The following is a 15466-nucleotide window of genomic DNA, read 5'->3' as shown; positions in this document are numbered from 1 at the left end:
GTGTGACTATAACCCGATGAGATTCTGTCGAGCAATTAGGCAACGCCACTTTAGGACAAACATTTTTCCACGTTAAAATAACGAGTTACAGGTGTAATTAAAGGAGTTTCATAGCGTTTTCACTGAATACAATATTAGCCCCATGAGTCTCTATTGAGCACAGACTCAATCCCCAATTAGGACAAAAATTCCCCCATTAAAATCAACCCTTATTGCGGCAACTCCGGCCAGTCAATCTCTGGTGCAGCGCTGGTGTTGATGCGCATTAACGCGACGCGGTAATGTTTGAGTGCCGCCAATTGCTGAATATCAGTCTGTTGATTATCCATTGCGATGGCGTCGAGTAGGATGTTGATGTGCTCTGATACCTGATTTATCAGTGCGGTTTTCTGTTGGCTTGCGGCGGCAATATGGCTGGCTTTTAATGCCTGTTGATCGACTTCCCAGGCGGTTCCTGTCCATGTGTCAAACTCATGCATTGGCTGAATCAGTGTTTTATTTTTGGGGATTGGCCCCAGTGCAAAAATGATAGATTCATGTTTGGTTTCAATGTCATACGCCGTTTGATGGCGATGGTCTGCCACTGTCACCCACTGGTTAGCAGTTAAATCCCTGACCAATGCCATGCCGGTTTTAGGTTGAATGATGGGCGCATCAGCCACCGAGTGAGCCGGTAAGCCGACGCCGAGCGGCAAGTACTCCATGCCCGCACTGGCATATTCCAGACTCTCTGCATCATAGTGGTAAAGCGTTATCCATCCCGCCTGACTGGCGAGTTGATGGTCATCCAAGATGGCCGGTTGAACGGTAAAGTCATATTTCATTAGATAGCCCTCAAAATATAGCAAAATGAGATGTTGCGTGGTCGGGTTTCGGTGGCGGTGCGCACCACGCGGGAGGCGTCAAAATCAAAGCTGCCGCAATGGGTGATGTCGGTGTGGTGCGGGGTGTTGTCGTTGCCAATGGCGGGGCTTTTGCCGAACGCGCCGCTGAAGTTGCTTTCGGGTGCGCTGCCCATGCTCTCTGATACCCCATTGATGCCGCCGGTGATATTTTGCAGCGCGTCGGTTTGTGCGCTTAACAGGGTGCGATTTGTATCAATGCCGCGCCCGTCATCAAATCCACGAATAAACTCACCGCGCAAATCGGGTAATTTATGGTCTGGATATAAGGTTGCCAGCGCGGGGTAGTGGTGGGCATAGAATGATGCGCCGTTACATTTTAAATATCCTGCCGGTGGCGTGGTGCCGGGGTAGGGTAGAGGGATGCCGATGGGGGTCAATGCCTGGCTGCGACTGGTGACAATATCTATCCATTCCCGCCATTGACCATAAGAGCGCAGGCGATAACTGACTCTTGCCGCTGTGCTGGTATTATTGGTGGAGAAAATGAATTGGTGGGCGGTTAATGAGTCATTCTGAATATGCTGAATGGTCGCATCACCAAAGTCCTCGGGTTTATCGGCAGCGTATTGATTGACACAGTACATGCCGGTTTTTGTCAGCGCATTGATCCCCGCTGAGGCAATAATGCAGGGGCCGCCCCAGCCAAAGGCCCCGACTTCCATGAGTTCATCTTGAGCATTACCCACATTTCTGGTTGCCGCAGAGCCTAATTGCAAGTTAGCCCGCGCCGCTTTGGTATCGCTAAGATCAAATAAATTGTGGCTGGCGAGGAGATATTGCGGGTGCGGATTGAGGGTGCGGATATGGTTGCTGATTGAGGTGACGGTGGTGTGGCTCACCTGATCGGCATACTTGCGCGTTGCCAGCACCACCGCAGGGTCGGTTTTCAGTGTGACAGCGGCAGTGTTGCTGACGGCCAAAATGACTCGAATAGTCTGGATGCGGCCACTGCCTTCCTGCATTTGTGGCTTATAGCTTTCCGGGCAATTAGCGATAGCAATTAACTCTCCGGCTTTATCCAGCAAGCCAATTTCCCGTATCCACCACCCGCCCTCAGTCTCAGAGATAATCTGCTCTGCAATAATCTGACGGGGATTGCTCGGGTCAATAGTCAGGGCATTAAGGGCGGCGCGGCGCTGCTCATTCACCAGCTTGGATTGTGCCGGGCTAGGGGTTGGCAGGGTTCCGCCGCCATCCCCGACAACCATGTGGGTTATCTCTAAGCGGGTGCCGAGCGCAGTGGCGTTCGCCAGTTTGGCTGCGCCGATATGGGTCAGTAAGGCAAAGTATTTAGGGGTCATATTGAGTCCATTCGATAGGGGTACACGGTCAGCTCATCACCGCTGTAACTACCGGCGGCGATAGTCAGCGGGCCGCTGCTATCAAGATTGATAGACAGGCCGACTAAATGACGGCTGCATGGCTTGGCGTCGTCTATCAGCCGCTCCAGCTCTTGATACATCTCTTCGGTAATACCGGTTTCCAATACGCCCACATCGAGGCGAAAGGTGCCGGGTGTCTCGTTGGTCTTCCACCACTCAATCACCTTGATGAGATAGCCCAGCGGTTCAACCACCCGTCGGATTGCGCCAATGGTACCTTTGTGTTTGTGCACGTACTGCGAGGACTTCACCACCGCGCGCTTGGTGGCTTCCGGCCATTTCTCATCCCAGCGGTCAACTGACCACGCCCACGCCAGATAAGGCAGCAGGGATAATGGGCAAGTGTCAGCGTTCCAGAGCTGGCGAATCGGAACCGGGGTGTTTTCCAGCTCGGCGCAGGCGCGCGCGGCGGTCACTTCCAGCACAGAAGAACCAACAGGCAATAAACGGTCAGTCATCAGTCCCCCCGACAGTGATGCTGCTGTCGGTGCACCAAGCCGCCTGGGTTTTATTCAGCACCACATCAGCCAGGGGGGTATTAATCACCACCCGCTGTACACCCTCAACATGCAGCGCGGCATAGAGTGCAGACAGGCGAATGTCGCGACCAAGGCGGCGCTGTGCGGTGACAAAGGCGGTCAGTTTCTTCTCAGCCGCAATGCGCACAGGCTCCGCTTCCGGCCCCGGATGCAGGTAGAGCACCGCGTCAATCTCATAATCTTCAATGCGGGCCGATTGCACCGTCACCCTGTCAGCTACTGCCCGCGTGTTCTCATCATTCAGCGCGGCCTCAACCACAGACAGCAGTTCGGCTGAGGCTTCGCCGTTGCCCTCGCGAGATAACACCGTGACCGTGACACAAGCGGGTGTCGGACTGATTGCCGAGGAGTCGGCCACACGGCCGTCAGCACTTTTGGCATGATATTCATACGCACCGGTTGGCCCGGCGACACTCAAGCCCTCAAAGGCTTGTGGGATACGCACCCGGAAATCACTGTCAGACTCCATCACCGCGTCTATCGGTGGAATGGCCGTGGGGTCTGCTGGAATAATCACCAGCCGCTCAACGTTGTTATTTGCGCCGAGCTGGTCTAAATCACTGCCGACGGCATAGGCCACCATCACCGCACGGGCCGCATCGTTAACGCGCTGGCGTAATATCACTTCGCGGTAGGCGTTTTCCTGTAGCAATTTGACCAGCGGCTCAGATTCCAGCGACAACGTGCGGGCCACGGCGGCGCGCTGTTCTTCCGGGTAAAGAGATATCAGCGTGGCTTTACGCTCGGCCAGCAGGGTTTCATAGTCCAGTTCTTCCACCACAAACGGCGACGGTAACAGGCTCAGGTCAATGGTTGCCATAGGTTCAGCTCACAGGGATGGTTAATGAAAGCGGGGCCGCGCTGTCTGTGCGGGTGCCGGTGATATCAACCACCATTTTTCCGTCAAGGGTGGTTTCAAAGGTGATACCAGTCAGTTTGACCCTCGGCTCCCAGCGCAGAATGGCGCTGTAGCTGGCGGTCATAATTTGCAGGCGCAGGGCCGGATTTTGCGGCTGGTCAATCAGCTCTGATAACAGCGAACCATAAGTGCGGCGCATCACCCGCGAACCGACCGGTGTAATCAGAATGTCAGCGATAGACTGGCTGATGTGGTCAGCGTCGGTAATGGCCCGCCCGGTATTGCGGCTCATGCCGAGATATTGGGTTGTGGTCATGCTGCCCCTCAAAATTCGCGCGAGTATTTCAAGTCAGTTTGCTGCTAATGGGCGCGGATAACATCTCAGGAGGGATGTGTGGGGAATGGGACAATAGGAATATTGGTTTTTAGTGACAGAGGTTAAACCAAAGCCACTCCTAATAAAGCCTGAACGGAATTAAAGTGATTTCTATGGTTCTTAGGGGGAGTATTATGGTTTCACCAATATAAAGAGGCTAAAAAATGTCTGAGAATGACCTCGATATCATCCCATTCTCTGAAGCTAAGGCGCTGCTTTTAGCCGATGAAAACACTCTCACCGCTTATAACGAGATTCAGGATCGCAAGGCACTGATGACAGAGTTAAAGGATGCGAATAAGGCTATTAAACAATTCGGGCAGTCCGACTCGCATTTCCCACGTTAAAATAACGAGTTACAGGTGTAGTTAAAGGAGTTTTATCGCGCTTCCGCTAAGGACAATATTAGCGGAAGCGGTGAGGTTTATTGCTCGGCCAACTCGTTGTTAGTGAGTTTGGCGTTTGCTGATGCTTGCAATTGAGTGAGGGCAGGTACCAGGATACTGATTGATGCCAGACAATGGCCTAACTGGCACAAACTTTCTACTGAGAAATCCAACACATCGTTATCGGCAAAGGTCACAAAAGTATCCCCGATAAAATTCAACCCATGCAGCAATCCGGCGTAACATTCCTCGCTACTGTTTGCCAGTTCCAGTGTGTCATCAGCACTCAAATGTGATATATCCAGCTTGCCGATCACCTCAGTCAGTGTGGGATAAAGTCTATTGGTATCAGGCAACATGGCGCTTCTCCTGTGGTTTGCAAGAAACAAACACCAGTGAGAAACCGGCCAGCAGATTGCGGGCTTCACATTCAGTGGGAGCCAAAACGGAGATCAGGTGTAACGGAGAGATTTCAGCCAGTAATGTGTTCGAGCGGGCGTTAAGGAAGGTGTAGAGCTTTGAATATGCACGTATGTTACTATTAGCGTCAGCCATAGCATTACCTCTTTTAATGTTGTGGTTAGATGCCTCGTTGTGTTCCAAGCACATCGGGGCATTGTCATTTATGGCATGTGATAGTAATGTGTCACTACACAACACTACATTAACTCAAGTGTAATTTAGGTGTCAACACACATGAATGAAAGAAGAGGAAATCCACCATTCCAGTTTCGTCTCGATCCAGAGCTGCGTAGTGAAATGGAAGAGGCCCAAAAGTTAGATGGTGATGAATCGCTGGCTGCCTGGATTAAGAGAATAATCAGGAAAGAGCTTCAGTCACGAAATGTTGAGCCGAGAAAGTAACCATGAGGCATATTTGATTTTGTAGCTCAAGTGAGCCACAATGAACTTTCCAACTAAAAGGGGGTTTTACTATGGCTGCAAATGCTTTTGTTCGTGCTCGTATAGACGAAACCCTAAAGAATGAAGCCGCTGCTGTACTTGCTGACATGGGTTTAACCGTATCCGATCTGGTGCGGATAACCTTAACCAAGGTTGCCCGAGAAAAAGCGCTTCCGTTCGATTTGCGTATTCCTAACGAACTTACAGCTAATACCATTGCCAACAGCGATAAAGGTGTCGATGTCCATAAAGCAAAGGATGCTGATGATCTTTTTGATAAATTAGGTATCTGATAGACCATGACTAAACAAAGGGAAATTGAATATTCAGGTCAGTTCCAGAAAGATGTGAAAAAAGCTCAGAAGCGCCATAAAGATATGAATAAACTTAAAGTCATTATGACGCTTCTGATTAACGATAAATTGCCCTTGCCTGTTGTATATAAGGATCATCAATTACAAGGTAATTATAAAGGCTACAGGGACGCACATATAGAGCCAGACTGGCTTATCATCTACAAAATTACTGATGATTTGCTTCGCTTCGAAAGGACAGGAAGCCATTCTGATCTATTTTAGGTATCACTCAGCCTCATTTTAAGACAAACATAAAATAAGCTGTCATTGCGGCAACTCCGGCCAGTCAATATCTGGCGCAGCACGGGTGTTTATGTGCATTAGCACGACACGGTACTGTTTGGTAACAGGTGTATCAATGACAAATTTGAGCCAGTTCGTCTTCGCTCAGGCCGGTCATTTTCATTACCGTGGCGTAGTCAAGGCCATTGGCTAGCATAGTACGGGCAACTTCCAACTTGCCTTCTACCCGGCCTTCTACCCGACCTTTCACAATGCCTCTGGCTTCGCCTTTTTGTTCCAGTTTTTGTGCAATCGTCATCAGTGACTCATCGTGAGGAGTAGCGGTTGTTTTCATCGCCGGAGAATAACATGGTCTTCATAGTGAATTGAATAGTAAGGATTATTTTCAGATTTTTGTTACAGGGTTCTTAGTGGGGGAAAAATCCATTTGCTGAATTATCATTTTATCCCCTAGGTATTATCCCCACCGCGCTTCACACCTCCGTGGTTATGTTTATCAACCACCACGCCATTGGATGAGAACTTGCCGCCGGAATGGTTAATGTTGCCGCTCATCTTGCTGCCTTTCTTAACGTTCAACGTGCTGGTAGTCAGGTTGTGGGTGCATTCCACTTCGGGTGTATCTAGCAGGATTTTTACCGAGGCAGCACAGGTGATAGTGGGGGCAGTGGCATTTATCGATTCACTGGCATTGATAACCGCCGTTTTGATGCCATCAGCCTGCAACTCGCCGCTGTCAGGTTCATAGTGCAACGTGGCACCGTCAGGAAAGGCGATATACAGGCCATCCGCCGAGGCCGACGGCGGCGGGAAGTGATCAGAGAAAATTCCCGGCAGCACAAAGGCGGTATCCAGCTCGCCGCCGAGAGACAATATCAATACTTGCTCACCCTTTGACGGTGCCCACCATGATCGCGATTGACCGGCGCGCAGCGTCAGCCAGTTTAACCAACCGGTGCTATTGTCCCCCGTCGCCACACGGCACAGGGTTTGGTCGAGATCGACCTCGGCCACCGTACCAATGCGGATCAGGTTGCGCAGCAGGCGCAGGATTTCAGTGATTTGGGTTTGAGTGTTCATGCCCCAAATAGTGTCATTGGGTTATGCATCTTACAAATCATAGAAATTGTTTGATAAATAGCACAACAAGTGCTTAATTACTTCTTGATAAGAAAGAAAAATCTCTTTTGAACCTACTTTGTGATTCATAAGCAATGAAGAGATTTTATAAAGCAAAATCATTTTATCTGGGATCGAATAATGAAAAAAAAAGTAAAAGGGGCATGGATAATCCATCATGCAAAAAAAGTCCAAACAACAACAAGTCAAGATTTTGATTCAATAAGTTTTGCTGGTAAATGCGGCTCATTACTATCAGCCATTTCAGCTGACACTCAAGAGCAACTTAATACTAGAAGGCTTGAAGCTCTGGCTAAGGCTAATTACATTAGCCCAAAAACCGAACTACCTTCCATATTGGATGAGCTTGAGAGGCAACGGTTAATATTAAAAGGGGCTGGAGGCATTGAAGTTTTAGGTATAACAGGTCAGGGGGTATTAGAGCATACGTCTACTATATTTAATGAATCAAACCATGAAGTATATGAAGATGCTGTAATTGGTATATCAGAAATTGCTTCTGAGATGCCAATTACAGATATCAAAGCGATTGAATACATATCTGATAAATATAAACTACCTACCATTGAAGTTAAAAATACTTTATTAATGGGAGGCGGACTCCACTTCTTTGACTCTGAGCCAATATCAAAAGATGAAAAACTGTTATTTAATGGGAACTTATTCAGGAAAAATGACGCAAAGAAAATTAATGCAGTTTTAAGTTCTTTAAGCTCAGAAGAAAGTAGGTTATTAATTGAATTAAATGAAAAGTTGGAATCAAGTGGATGTATACCACTATTAGCTGCAACACAGATATTGACTGAAAATCTTTTTTCTAGATTACACTCGATAGGTATGTTTGATGTTAGTGTTGTCGGTAACTTATCGGGGAAAAATTACTTTGTAACTAGGCCCGCAGCATTTTCAAAATTTACGGACACAATAGCTGATGACGCTTTAGATTTAGCGAAGGCATTAGTGGCCTCATTGACTTATGGCATGACTGTCAGCTCATATTATCGAGGGCGAATACAAATGATATCATCGCTTATGGGGAAATTAATTAATGGTGGAGAGGTTGGGCCAGCAACTGCAATTGGTAACGATTACCAGGCATTGGAATTTAAAGGTGTGGTAAGAATCACTCCAGCGAAAGGCGGAATGTTTACAATGAGATTATTGAAGCCGGAAGTAGGAAGGTTAGCTTTGTCGGTCATTCAAAATGGCGATATAACGGCAGAAGCAATAGTTAATTTGCCGAGTGCTAAAGTTACTGAGTTTATTAACCCTGAGATTACTAGAGAGTATACAAGAAAAAATTGCACGGAAGCAGTTAGAATACAAGCTAAAAATCTCTTAGAGGATATCAGACTAGGGGAGCTAGGTAAATGAGTGAGAAATTACCAAAAGGGTATGCTACCGAAGAGATGTTAAGAAATTATTTTATCGGAATGGGGTATTATGTAGTAAGAGGATGTAAATTTAAGTATAACAAATTTGATGTTACAGATGTCGATTTGCTTTTGTATGGTAAGACCTCCCCATTAAGTCGTGAACGAATTAATGTTGACATAAAAAATAAACGCACACCTCAAGCTATTGAAAGAATATTTTGGGCTAAAGGGCTGCAATCTATTTTGGATTTAGATGGGTGTATAGTTGTAACAAGCGAAAATAGACCTGATGTAAGAGAGTTTGGGCTAAAACATCACGTTCCAATTCTAGACGGGAAATTTTTGGCTCGTTTATCTAAAAGTGAAAAGTCCCAATTAAAAAGAATTACTGAAGAGGATTTTTTAAACAAACTAAATGAATCATCAAATGGGAAAATTGGTGGTGACTGGAAAGGTCGCTTAGAAAAAAGCAAATCTCGCTTATTAGAGCCACTTAGTTTTGATGGATGCAATGCACTATTAAATGAAATAAATTTTTTCTTCGAATGTGCTTCAACACTATCTAGACATTCTCCCGAACTACCGACGATTTGGCGAGTTATTTATATTCTACAGTCTTATTTTTTAATATCTTTAGACTTTATATTACGTGAGCACCTTACTGCTGAGCAAGAACAAAGAAGGCAGCTTTTGGACGTTGGGTTCAGATATGGTAACTCCGGTAAATTCTTTACTGAAAGAGTTGGTAAAATGGCCTCGGCTCTCGCTGGAAGCATTATTCCCCAAGCAGGAATAGCAAATACAATAGAAGATGAACTAAAGGCTCAGTCTGAATCTATAAAATCTGAGATTCTAGCTGATTACTTCTGTAAGTCTCAGGTGAGTAATTTCATTTTTGATTGCGCAAAAGAGTTTGACTCATTCGCTTATGGTATCAATCCAGTACCCCCATCCGCCTTGTCATCACATTCACAAGCAATATTAGGTGTTACATGTGATTTCTTTAGTTTAGATAGAAAGAATATCTTCATTTAAGGCAAAGGGATGCTATTCATTTTCAATAGTATCCCTTTTAATATCAGCTAGTTGCTGAGTTTATAGAATCTACAAATATATTTCTAACAATAGCAATATCTTGCTGACTAAACCCCAGCAACGGCCTTTCATCATACTGCACATCTTTGCTATGCACGTTCGGACGGTCACGCAGGCCAAAGTGATGCACCCGCGCCATGCGTTCTACGCGCCCGGCAAACTCGACCACCGCCTCATCAGGGCTGCTGTTAGTTTTCATATAGCGCGCGGTGCGCAACTTGGCGAACATTTCCCGCTTAATCCGGCCCTTGGGTTTACGCAGCGGTTGAGATTTACGTGCTGCATACGGGGTGCCGTCGGGCGCTTGCTGGCGTTTAATACGTTGCTGTTGACTGGCGCGCAGGCGTTTAGCGATAGTGACCGCCAGTGTCTTGCGCGCTTTTGGGGTTAGGCTGGCAATCAGTGCGGCCAGGGCATCATCAAAGGGTTTCAGCGCATTCATTTGACCGTTTCACCGTTAAAGTAGATGGCTGTTGGCCGTGTTGGCGTACCCGGCCAAGCCGGTTCCGGCTCATGGTTAACGTGTAGTGCGCCGTCCAACTCTTTCACTATCACCCGCTCAGTCAGTTGCAAGTCGATACGGATATCACTCAGCACATCGCTCATCACATCAACCTTATGAATAAAGCCGGTGCGGCGCTTTTCTTCTGTTGCCATGATGTCCGGTTGATGTTCCCGCAGCCATGCCAGTATCGGCACAAAGAGATAATCAACATCATCGGGGAAATCCTCAATAAACAGCGTCAGCGTATATTGATTTTCAAAAGACAGCGACGGGGCCAGTGTTGAGACAATGCGGCCACCATCAACAAACATTTTCAGCCGTTCTGGGTTAGTCTGAAACAGTTGCAGACTGTCGGTTAAGGCTTGGCGTAGCAGTTTGGGTTTTAACATTATGTTGTTCCTGGCACCGTTTGATGGCTTCTACTTGCAGCCCGCAGGCTACCAGTGCGGTTTCTAACTGGCGGATATCGGCACTTAAATCACCGTTAACCGTTGCGTGACTGGCGGGCAGTGGGCAACTGTTCACTGGCGGACAGCCAACGTAAATAATCGTTGGGATTGGCGAATGCGGGGCGCTGGTGCAGCCGGATAACGTCAGAAGGCAAAGCAGTAACAGACCAATTGCGCAACGCTTTATTTTCATTGAGTAACCTTTGAATTTTCTGTTCACGGGATTGCGATAAGTGGTTGGCATCGCTCAGTGATTGCCTTAATATTCTTTCGCTTTTTGCCTGACGTTGAGCCTGTTCTTGCAACTGGATGAGGGTGTTATCGCGGTTCTCAATTTCTGCGGATAGCGCGCCAATTATGTTGCTGGCGTTTGCGATAGCGAGGCTCTGGTGGTGCGTATACCACCCTAACGCCATCACCATTCCCGCCATTAGCATCAGCACGATAGGCATCTCAGATCCCATTCAGGCAGCGCTTTTGCTCAGCAATGCGGCGACGCTCCAGCCCTTGGTTTTTCACGCCGTTGACATACACCCAGCGCGGCAACTGATTACAGGCGCTGCGCCAGTCGCCCTTATTGACAAAAAAGGCCAGTGTCGAGCGGCAAGCTGCGCCGGTGCCAACGTTAAAAGTAAATGACACTACCGCGTCATAGACCGGTTGCGGCATGGCAACTGGCATACAGACGGCTATTGCCCATTCGACCCGCTGCACGTCAGCCACCAGATTGAGCGCCACCTGTTGCTCACTGATAACGGTGTTGGGCTTGACCCCGGCAGTGTGACCGATGCCATTAGTCCACACATTGGCGCTGCACAAATAGGCGCTGAGCTGGCAGCCCTCATGATCGGCAATCAGTCTTAATCCAGCAGTGGAGGTTGTTAGTGTTGGGTAGTGGGGCAATGTGACCGCCAACGCCAGAATGGCAGCCACTAAACAGCGCTTAACGGCGGAATTCATCAATCGCGCTCTCCTTGTCATGCCGCTTTTTCAGCAACAAATAGCATTTGCGGCGGTAATACCAGTTCACGCTACAGGTGACAGTCGCGGCGATAGTCGCCACATAGAACGCTATTTCTTCAGCGGTGAGGGCGGCAATAAAAATTAATATCACCGTCAGGCTGTGGGCGAGTCGAGTGGTTATCTCTTCCATTTTTAATCCCATAATTGAAGGGTTTCTCGTTGGGCGGCTGGCGCGATATCGGGTAAATCCACCGGATAGCCGTGGGGCAGAATGGCCCCTAACTCGGCCAGCCCCGGATTTGTGCTATAGACTTGCTCAACCACTTGTTGCGTGCGGCGGTAATAGCGCCAGCACAGCGCATCGAGGGTGTCGCCTTGCATCGCATAAACCCGCATCAGATGAGATCAATAATGTTGTGCGGCTGACCGGTAATATTGCGAATGCTGTGACGAGCATCGCGCCACCATTCACCCACGCTATTTTCGATAGCTTCAGCGCGCTTATCACCACGGGCACTGGCGTCATAACCGCGATAACGTTCGGCCAGCAAGGCGGCGGTGACGGCACCCACCGCTCGCAGATATTCAGCCAACTGCATGTTTTCGCCGTCCATCTGCTCCGCTTGCACCTCAGCCAGCGCCTTAAATCCGGCCGCCATCTGTTGGCTGCGGTAGTCGAATAACTCGGCATTGACCTCAGCCATCGCCCCCTTAATGGTAAAGCGTAACCTTTCGGCGGTGACGGTTCCCTCAAGGCGCAACAGCTCGCGCAGTTTTATCGGGTCAACCGCAGGCCAAAAAAAGGTATTTTCAATCACCGGCTCGGCCATTTTATCGGGCCGTGGCGCGGGAATAACAATAGTGGTCATGGCAACCTCAATAGCAGAATGAGAGGGCGGTGGACGATGGCGTTGATTCGGTAAAATCGGTCGCGGCCATCGTGCCGCCCGGCTCGGGGGAGCGTGCGGTTTAGCGGCTGGCGGCGTTTTTTAACTTCACTGCCAGCCGTTCAATGTCCTTTTTGACGCCACAGCCGGTGTTTAACTGAAGTGCGCGATTGAGGTGACTCAACGCCAGTTCGCCCTGACCACTGTCTCGCAGTGCGTAGCCGGTCATTTTATGTAGCTTGGCGCGCACCTGATCGGGCATATCCTCGCCCTCCATCAACTCGAGGGTTTGCAATAAGGGGGCGCTATCGACCGGTTGACTGGCGGTATAGCTGCGACTGGCAGACTCGGCCACTTCCTCGGCAATCAGGTAGGCGGTGGAGCGGGTGAAACGGTCGGGCGGCACCAATTGGTAACGCAGGGCATAACGGGCGATATCCAGCGCACCGGGAATATCCCCTGCATCCAGCCGCCAAATCATGATGGTCATTAAAATGGCGTCCTGCGCGCCTTTCCCCTCATTGAGTACGCCCGATACCCACGGCAGGTAGTCTGGCAATAATTGGCGTTTCAGCTCGGCCTTGCGTTGTTGTGAGCGGAGCTGTTTCAGCTTGCGCTTATCTTCGTTGAGTTTAAGTAGCATCAGCTCATAGCCAGTGGCATGGCGCAGCGGATCATCCCGCAATTGTGAGGCGAGCATGGCGGACTGTTGGATAAAGTGGCGGCGGGCTGGGCTGGACATGATCTATTGATCCCCCTCGGCAACCATCGGCGCAGCGGCACTGTTCACCGCAGTGAGTAGCGCATCAGCCAGGTGAGCAATATCGGTTCTCTCTTTGGGCGCGGGTAAAATCTCGATATTCTCCACCAGACAGCCGCAGGCGTAATCTTCCACTACATAATCCTGTTTAATCGATTCATAGTTTTCGATGCGATCCCGTTTGGGATTCTCATTAATATGGCGGCGGTGTGAATCCTCCATCCAGTAGATAGAGAGGTTATCGAGGCGGGTGATCAGCAAGGCATTCGGTGGGAAGAATGGCACCCGAATTGCCGGTAAATTGCCGATACGTTTTTGGCTGATAATCAGATCACCGGCGAGGGTTTCGCTGTTTTCCTGCTCTTTATTGACGATAGGAAAATACTTATCCTGCATTAATTGGCGGCCGGTAATCACCACCAGATGAGGGTCTTCCTGATGCCAGTCGGCGATCATATTGTTGGTGGCGTCCATCACCAGCGCGTCCAGATTGAGATAGTCGCCGTTGCGGCCAATGCGGATGGTTTTCGACAGTTCGTTGCCGTCTTCGTCGATGATTTTACTCATCACGCGGGTTGGCGCATTGGTGCGGTATTTCTGCAACCAACCTACCGCGATATCTTGTAATAGCGGGTGTTGTTTACGGTTAGAGGTTTTAGCGCGGCTGATACCATTGAACGCGGCCAGAATGCGATCCAATGCCTGCCGCCGGATAATGGCATCACGCAGGCGGGTCTGGAAATCCTGATAACGCGCCCACAGGTCGAGGGTGTTGTAGCGAATGTGGAAATCGTAGTTCACCTGTTCACAGAAATACTTCTCGCTGTCCAGCGCCAGAAAGTCTTCGGTTTCGCGTTCGTCACCGCCGTCGGTGTCGGTATTGCTGGCAATCGAGCCGGTTACCCCAAGGCCGACTTTTTCGGCAGTCAGTTCGGCAACTGGCACAATATTAATGCTGCTGAGAAACTCAGAAGATTGCTGCACGCGGGTCATGATGGTCTGAGTTACTGAGGGTTCGACACTGAATTTTTTATTCAAATCGCCGATGGCGATCCCGTTTAGCTCAGCCTGTCGGGTCAGATAGGTATTAAATTTAAAACGAGTTACTGGGCGCATAATTATCCTGTGAAATAAGTGGCTTAGCTTAGCAGTCGGTTAGTCGCTCAACTTGCGCATCACCGCCGGTGGCGATAGGGCGGGAGTTGTGGTTGAGGTTTTCGCTATGGGTGAACTGGGTTTTCAGCGCGATAACCCCTTGCTGGTGCTGTTCGATATTCTGTTTCAGCAGATCAATCTGTGTGGTTAGCGCACTGAAACGGGTCTCAATAGCTTCCCCTTGTTGCTGCACATGCTCCGCCACGGCGTTGACGGCTTCATGCACATCAGTAAATCGGGCGTTATCTGACGTTTGTTTGCGGCTAAAGACCGACATCACTCGATTCAGCAGGGTTGCGCCTGACTCGGCCACATCTTCAAATTCCAATTGCACTTCAACTGCCGCCGAAAAAAGATTGTCTGGATGAGATTTACGACCAGCCAGTGGGTTGTGTTGGGCTTTGGCGCTGAATGCCAGCATTTCGGTGCCGAGGCTGGCGGGGTCATCAGTGACCGCCAGCCCGACCAGATAAGCTTTACCGCTGTTGGCAAAGTTCGGGCGGATCTCCATCGAGGTATAGATTTTCTGTTGGGCTTTAGTCATCAGCACTAACTCATCGGTGGGGCTGATTTGGGCGAACAACGCCCGCTTACCCTTCAGTGCTGAATCATCGTCAATGGTGTCGGCTCTCAGACCGATGACATCGCCATAGCGGCGAAAGGTGCTGTCCGGTGAGTAACTTTTCAGGTGTTCCAGATTGATGCGGCAACCGTAGACGCGCGGGTCAAATGACTCGGCCATCTGGTTGATATCACCGGCGTCAATTAAACGCCCGTCGCAGGTGTCGCCTTCAACGCCGATGCGGAAGTATTTAGAGACTTTCTTAGCCATGTTCGTCGCCATATTGTTGTCCAGTCATGAGCGGCTAATCAGTTTCTAAACATCGCAGCCTTGCCACAACAACAGCAGGTTGTCGCAGCGGTGATACAACAGAGACAGCAAGAATGAGTGCCGGGTGGTGGCGTAGCCTTTAGCGCATGAATATCACTCCGGGCACCCTCATTAGCGACCCACGGCGACAGGCAGCTTTGCTTTATTGGCAGGGCTTTTCTGTGCGCCAGATTGCCGAGCAGTTAAGCCTGAAAGCGCCAACGGTGCAGAGTTGGAAACAGCGCGATAAGTGGGAGGCTATTGCGCCGATTTCTCGCGTGGAAAGCTGTAATGGTCTAATCATTCCGGACATTTT

Annotated in this window: 26 protein-coding genes and 2 pseudogenes; 7 read left to right on the top strand and 21 right to left on the bottom strand. The window is 49.3% G+C overall.

Annotation, left to right across the window (positions count from 1 at the left end; genetic code table 11):
- Positions 1–209 precede the first annotated feature (209 nt).
- The 5 genes from FGL26_RS06335 to FGL26_RS06315 are packed head-to-tail and all read right to left on the bottom strand — an operon-like array spanning position 210 to position 4001.
- Positions 210–824, bottom strand: coding sequence for a tail fiber assembly protein (locus FGL26_RS06335; protein WP_032908451.1), 615 nt, complete (start codon positions 822–824; stop codon positions 210–212).
- Positions 824–2206 (bottom strand): phage tail protein, encoded by a 1383-nt coding sequence (locus tag FGL26_RS06330; RefSeq protein WP_005170406.1) that lies wholly within the window; start codon positions 2204–2206, stop codon positions 824–826. The genes FGL26_RS06335 and FGL26_RS06330 overlap by 1 nt, the downstream gene beginning before the upstream one ends.
- Positions 2203–2745 (bottom strand): phage tail protein I, encoded by a 543-nt coding sequence (locus FGL26_RS06325; RefSeq protein ID WP_005170403.1) that lies wholly within the window; start codon positions 2743–2745, stop codon positions 2203–2205. The genes FGL26_RS06330 and FGL26_RS06325 overlap by 4 nt, the downstream gene beginning before the upstream one ends.
- Positions 2738–3646 carry a baseplate assembly protein gene (locus FGL26_RS06320; protein WP_005170400.1) on the bottom strand — a complete coding sequence of 303 codons (909 nt, stop codon included), beginning with the start codon at positions 3644–3646 and terminating at the stop codon, positions 2738–2740. Before FGL26_RS06320 ends, FGL26_RS06325 begins: the two co-directional genes overlap by 8 nt.
- A 4-nt stretch (positions 3647–3650) precedes the next feature.
- Entirely contained in the window at positions 3651–4001 is a 351-nt protein-coding gene (locus FGL26_RS06315) for a GPW/gp25 family protein (protein ID WP_005170397.1), read from the bottom strand.
- Positions 4002–4225: 224 nt separating this feature from the next.
- On the opposite strand from FGL26_RS06315, the gene FGL26_RS06310 reads away from it, so the two are divergent.
- Positions 4226–4408, top strand: a complete 183-nt coding sequence (locus tag FGL26_RS06310) for a hypothetical protein (RefSeq protein ID WP_005170394.1) — start codon at positions 4226–4228, stop codon at positions 4406–4408.
- 77 nt (positions 4409–4485) lie between these two features.
- Here the strand turns inward: FGL26_RS06310 and FGL26_RS06305 are convergent, their stop codons facing one another.
- Positions 4486–4806, bottom strand: a complete 321-nt coding sequence (locus tag FGL26_RS06305; protein WP_005170392.1) for a hypothetical protein — start codon at positions 4804–4806, stop codon at positions 4486–4488.
- Positions 4796–5002 (bottom strand): host cell division inhibitor Icd-like protein, encoded by a 207-nt coding sequence (locus FGL26_RS06300; RefSeq protein ID WP_005170388.1) that lies wholly within the window; start codon positions 5000–5002, stop codon positions 4796–4798. Before FGL26_RS06300 ends, FGL26_RS06305 begins: the two co-directional genes overlap by 11 nt.
- A gap of 141 nt (positions 5003–5143) precedes the next feature.
- Between FGL26_RS06300 and FGL26_RS06295 the strand changes: the two genes are divergently transcribed.
- From FGL26_RS06295 to FGL26_RS06285, 3 genes are all read left to right on the top strand, one after another.
- Positions 5144–5311: a hypothetical protein gene (locus tag FGL26_RS06295; protein WP_005170387.1), complete on the top strand. Its 168-nt coding sequence runs from the start codon at positions 5144–5146 to the stop codon at positions 5309–5311.
- A gap of 71 nt (positions 5312–5382) precedes the next feature.
- Entirely contained in the window at positions 5383–5643 is a 261-nt protein-coding gene (locus tag FGL26_RS06290; protein WP_005170385.1) for a type II toxin-antitoxin system RelB/DinJ family antitoxin, read from the top strand.
- Positions 5644–5649: 6 nt separating this feature from the next.
- The gene (locus tag FGL26_RS06285; protein ID WP_005170383.1) at positions 5650–5928 is read left to right on the top strand and encodes a type II toxin-antitoxin system YafQ family toxin; all 279 of its coding nucleotides are present in this window, start codon (positions 5650–5652) and stop codon (positions 5926–5928) included.
- Between the two features lie 42 nt (positions 5929–5970).
- On the opposite strand, the gene FGL26_RS21770 is transcribed toward FGL26_RS06285, so the two are convergent.
- From FGL26_RS21770 to FGL26_RS06270, 3 genes and pseudogenes are all read right to left on the bottom strand, one after another.
- Entirely contained in the window at positions 5971–6066 is a 96-nt protein-coding gene (locus FGL26_RS21770; protein WP_260654401.1) for a tail fiber assembly protein, read from the bottom strand.
- Positions 6062–6262: pseudogene (locus tag FGL26_RS06275) on the bottom strand (Rpn family recombination-promoting nuclease/putative transposase); the annotation flags it as partial. The gene FGL26_RS21770 and the pseudogene FGL26_RS06275, both read right to left, overlap by 5 nt.
- Before the next feature lie 137 nt (positions 6263–6399).
- Entirely contained in the window at positions 6400–7029 is a 630-nt protein-coding gene (locus tag FGL26_RS06270; RefSeq protein ID WP_005170378.1) for a phage baseplate assembly protein V, read from the bottom strand.
- Between the two features lie 180 nt (positions 7030–7209).
- Here FGL26_RS06270 and FGL26_RS06265 point away from each other — a divergent pair, with 180 nt between their 5' ends.
- Both FGL26_RS06265 and FGL26_RS06260 read left to right on the top strand, forming a co-directional pair.
- On the top strand, positions 7210–8463 hold the full coding sequence (locus FGL26_RS06265; protein ID WP_005170376.1) for a hypothetical protein: 1254 nt from the start codon (positions 7210–7212) through the stop codon (positions 8461–8463).
- A complete protein-coding gene (locus tag FGL26_RS06260) occupies positions 8460–9500 on the top strand; it encodes a hypothetical protein (protein ID WP_005170374.1) in 1041 nt (346 codons plus the stop codon). The genes FGL26_RS06265 and FGL26_RS06260 overlap by 4 nt, the downstream gene beginning before the upstream one ends.
- 43 nt (positions 9501–9543) lie before the next feature.
- On the opposite strand, the gene FGL26_RS06255 is transcribed toward FGL26_RS06260, so the two are convergent.
- The 11 genes from FGL26_RS06255 to FGL26_RS06205 all read right to left on the bottom strand — a co-directional run bounded on the left by FGL26_RS06255 (position 9544) and on the right by FGL26_RS06205 (position 15111).
- The gene (locus tag FGL26_RS06255; RefSeq protein ID WP_005170370.1) at positions 9544–10002 is read right to left on the bottom strand and encodes a phage virion morphogenesis protein; all 459 of its coding nucleotides are present in this window, start codon (positions 10000–10002) and stop codon (positions 9544–9546) included.
- On the bottom strand, positions 9999–10454 hold the full coding sequence (locus FGL26_RS06250; protein ID WP_005170367.1) for a phage tail protein: 456 nt from the start codon (positions 10452–10454) through the stop codon (positions 9999–10001). Before FGL26_RS06250 ends, FGL26_RS06255 begins: the two co-directional genes overlap by 4 nt.
- Complete coding sequence (gene lysC / locus FGL26_RS21645) at positions 10393–10662, bottom strand: Rz1-like lysis system protein LysC (RefSeq protein WP_227746641.1); 270 nt, start codon at positions 10660–10662, stop codon at positions 10393–10395. Before lysC ends, FGL26_RS06250 begins: the two co-directional genes overlap by 62 nt.
- Positions 10550–10966 (bottom strand): Rz-like lysis system protein LysB, encoded by a 417-nt coding sequence (gene lysB, locus FGL26_RS06240; protein ID WP_005170361.1) that lies wholly within the window; start codon positions 10964–10966, stop codon positions 10550–10552. Before lysB ends, lysC begins: the two co-directional genes overlap by 113 nt.
- Position 10967: 1 nt before the next feature.
- Positions 10968–11474 (bottom strand): lysozyme, encoded by a 507-nt coding sequence (locus tag FGL26_RS06235; RefSeq protein WP_032908448.1) that lies wholly within the window; start codon positions 11472–11474, stop codon positions 10968–10970.
- Positions 11458–11667, bottom strand: coding sequence for a phage holin family protein (locus FGL26_RS06230; protein ID WP_032908447.1), 210 nt, complete (start codon positions 11665–11667; stop codon positions 11458–11460). Before FGL26_RS06230 ends, FGL26_RS06235 begins: the two co-directional genes overlap by 17 nt.
- A gap of 2 nt (positions 11668–11669) precedes the next feature.
- Complete coding sequence (locus FGL26_RS06225) at positions 11670–11873, bottom strand: tail protein X (protein ID WP_005170353.1); 204 nt, start codon at positions 11871–11873, stop codon at positions 11670–11672.
- Positions 11873–12346, bottom strand: coding sequence for a head completion/stabilization protein (locus FGL26_RS06220; protein WP_005170349.1), 474 nt, complete (start codon positions 12344–12346; stop codon positions 11873–11875). The genes FGL26_RS06225 and FGL26_RS06220 overlap by 1 nt, the downstream gene beginning before the upstream one ends.
- A gap of 100 nt (positions 12347–12446) precedes the next feature.
- Entirely contained in the window at positions 12447–13106 is a 660-nt protein-coding gene (locus FGL26_RS06215; RefSeq protein WP_005170347.1) for a phage terminase small subunit, read from the bottom strand.
- A gap of 3 nt (positions 13107–13109) precedes the next feature.
- Positions 13110–14240: a phage major capsid protein, P2 family gene (locus FGL26_RS06210; protein ID WP_005170338.1), complete on the bottom strand. Its 1131-nt coding sequence runs from the start codon at positions 14238–14240 to the stop codon at positions 13110–13112.
- A gap of 28 nt (positions 14241–14268) precedes the next feature.
- A complete protein-coding gene (locus tag FGL26_RS06205) occupies positions 14269–15111 on the bottom strand; it encodes a GPO family capsid scaffolding protein (protein WP_005170329.1) in 843 nt (280 codons plus the stop codon).
- A gap of 146 nt (positions 15112–15257) precedes the next feature.
- On the opposite strand from FGL26_RS06205, the pseudogene FGL26_RS06200 reads away from it, so the two are divergent.
- A pseudogene (locus tag FGL26_RS06200) lies at positions 15258–15437 on the top strand (terminase gpP N-terminus-related DNA-binding protein); the annotation flags it as partial.
- Positions 15438–15466 lie beyond the last annotated feature (29 nt).

The organism is Yersinia enterocolitica subsp. enterocolitica, from assembly GCF_901472495.1.
Lineage (GTDB): Bacteria > Pseudomonadota > Gammaproteobacteria > Enterobacterales > Enterobacteriaceae > Yersinia > Yersinia enterocolitica.
This window is presented reverse-complemented; position numbering and strand designations above follow the sequence as displayed.

Excerpts from the sequence above, each read along its gene's own strand:
- FGL26_RS06220 (WP_005170349.1), bottom strand. The coding sequence starts at position 12,346 with ATGACCACTATTGTTATTCCCGCGCCACGGCCCGATAAAATGGCCGAG.
- FGL26_RS06310 (WP_005170394.1), top strand. The coding sequence starts at position 4,226 with ATGTCTGAGAATGACCTCGATATCATCCCATTCTCTGAAGCTAAGGCG.
- FGL26_RS06335 (WP_032908451.1), bottom strand. The coding sequence starts at position 824 with ATGAAATATGACTTTACCGTTCAACCGGCCATCTTGGATGACCATCAA.
- FGL26_RS06230 (WP_032908447.1), bottom strand. The coding sequence starts at position 11,667 with ATGGAAGAGATAACCACTCGACTCGCCCACAGCCTGACGGTGATATTA.
- FGL26_RS06260 (WP_005170374.1), top strand. The coding sequence starts at position 8,460 with ATGAGTGAGAAATTACCAAAAGGGTATGCTACCGAAGAGATGTTAAGA.
- FGL26_RS06250 (WP_005170367.1), bottom strand. The coding sequence starts at position 10,454 with ATGTTAAAACCCAAACTGCTACGCCAAGCCTTAACCGACAGTCTGCAA.
- FGL26_RS06215 (WP_005170347.1), bottom strand. The coding sequence starts at position 13,106 with ATGTCCAGCCCAGCCCGCCGCCACTTTATCCAACAGTCCGCCATGCTC.
- FGL26_RS06295 (WP_005170387.1), top strand. The coding sequence starts at position 5,144 with ATGAATGAAAGAAGAGGAAATCCACCATTCCAGTTTCGTCTCGATCCA.
- FGL26_RS06290 (WP_005170385.1), top strand. The coding sequence starts at position 5,383 with ATGGCTGCAAATGCTTTTGTTCGTGCTCGTATAGACGAAACCCTAAAG.
- FGL26_RS06320 (WP_005170400.1), bottom strand. The coding sequence starts at position 3,646 with ATGGCAACCATTGACCTGAGCCTGTTACCGTCGCCGTTTGTGGTGGAA.
- FGL26_RS06285 (WP_005170383.1), top strand. The coding sequence starts at position 5,650 with ATGACTAAACAAAGGGAAATTGAATATTCAGGTCAGTTCCAGAAAGAT.
- FGL26_RS06205 (WP_005170329.1), bottom strand. The coding sequence starts at position 15,111 with ATGGCTAAGAAAGTCTCTAAATACTTCCGCATCGGCGTTGAAGGCGAC.
- FGL26_RS06325 (WP_005170403.1), bottom strand. The coding sequence starts at position 2,745 with ATGACTGACCGTTTATTGCCTGTTGGTTCTTCTGTGCTGGAAGTGACC.
- FGL26_RS06235 (WP_032908448.1), bottom strand. The coding sequence starts at position 11,474 with ATGAATTCCGCCGTTAAGCGCTGTTTAGTGGCTGCCATTCTGGCGTTG.
- lysB (WP_005170361.1), bottom strand. The coding sequence starts at position 10,966 with ATGCCTATCGTGCTGATGCTAATGGCGGGAATGGTGATGGCGTTAGGG.
- FGL26_RS06255 (WP_005170370.1), bottom strand. The coding sequence starts at position 10,002 with ATGAATGCGCTGAAACCCTTTGATGATGCCCTGGCCGCACTGATTGCC.
- FGL26_RS06210 (WP_005170338.1), bottom strand. The coding sequence starts at position 14,240 with ATGCGCCCAGTAACTCGTTTTAAATTTAATACCTATCTGACCCGACAG.
- FGL26_RS06330 (WP_005170406.1), bottom strand. The coding sequence starts at position 2,206 with ATGACCCCTAAATACTTTGCCTTACTGACCCATATCGGCGCAGCCAAA.
- FGL26_RS06315 (WP_005170397.1), bottom strand. The coding sequence starts at position 4,001 with ATGACCACAACCCAATATCTCGGCATGAGCCGCAATACCGGGCGGGCC.
- FGL26_RS06305 (WP_005170392.1), bottom strand. The coding sequence starts at position 4,806 with ATGTTGCCTGATACCAATAGACTTTATCCCACACTGACTGAGGTGATC.
- FGL26_RS06265 (WP_005170376.1), top strand. The coding sequence starts at position 7,210 with ATGAAAAAAAAAGTAAAAGGGGCATGGATAATCCATCATGCAAAAAAA.
- FGL26_RS06225 (WP_005170353.1), bottom strand. The coding sequence starts at position 11,873 with ATGCGGGTTTATGCGATGCAAGGCGACACCCTCGATGCGCTGTGCTGG.
- FGL26_RS06300 (WP_005170388.1), bottom strand. The coding sequence starts at position 5,002 with ATGGCTGACGCTAATAGTAACATACGTGCATATTCAAAGCTCTACACC.
- FGL26_RS06270 (WP_005170378.1), bottom strand. The coding sequence starts at position 7,029 with ATGAACACTCAAACCCAAATCACTGAAATCCTGCGCCTGCTGCGCAAC.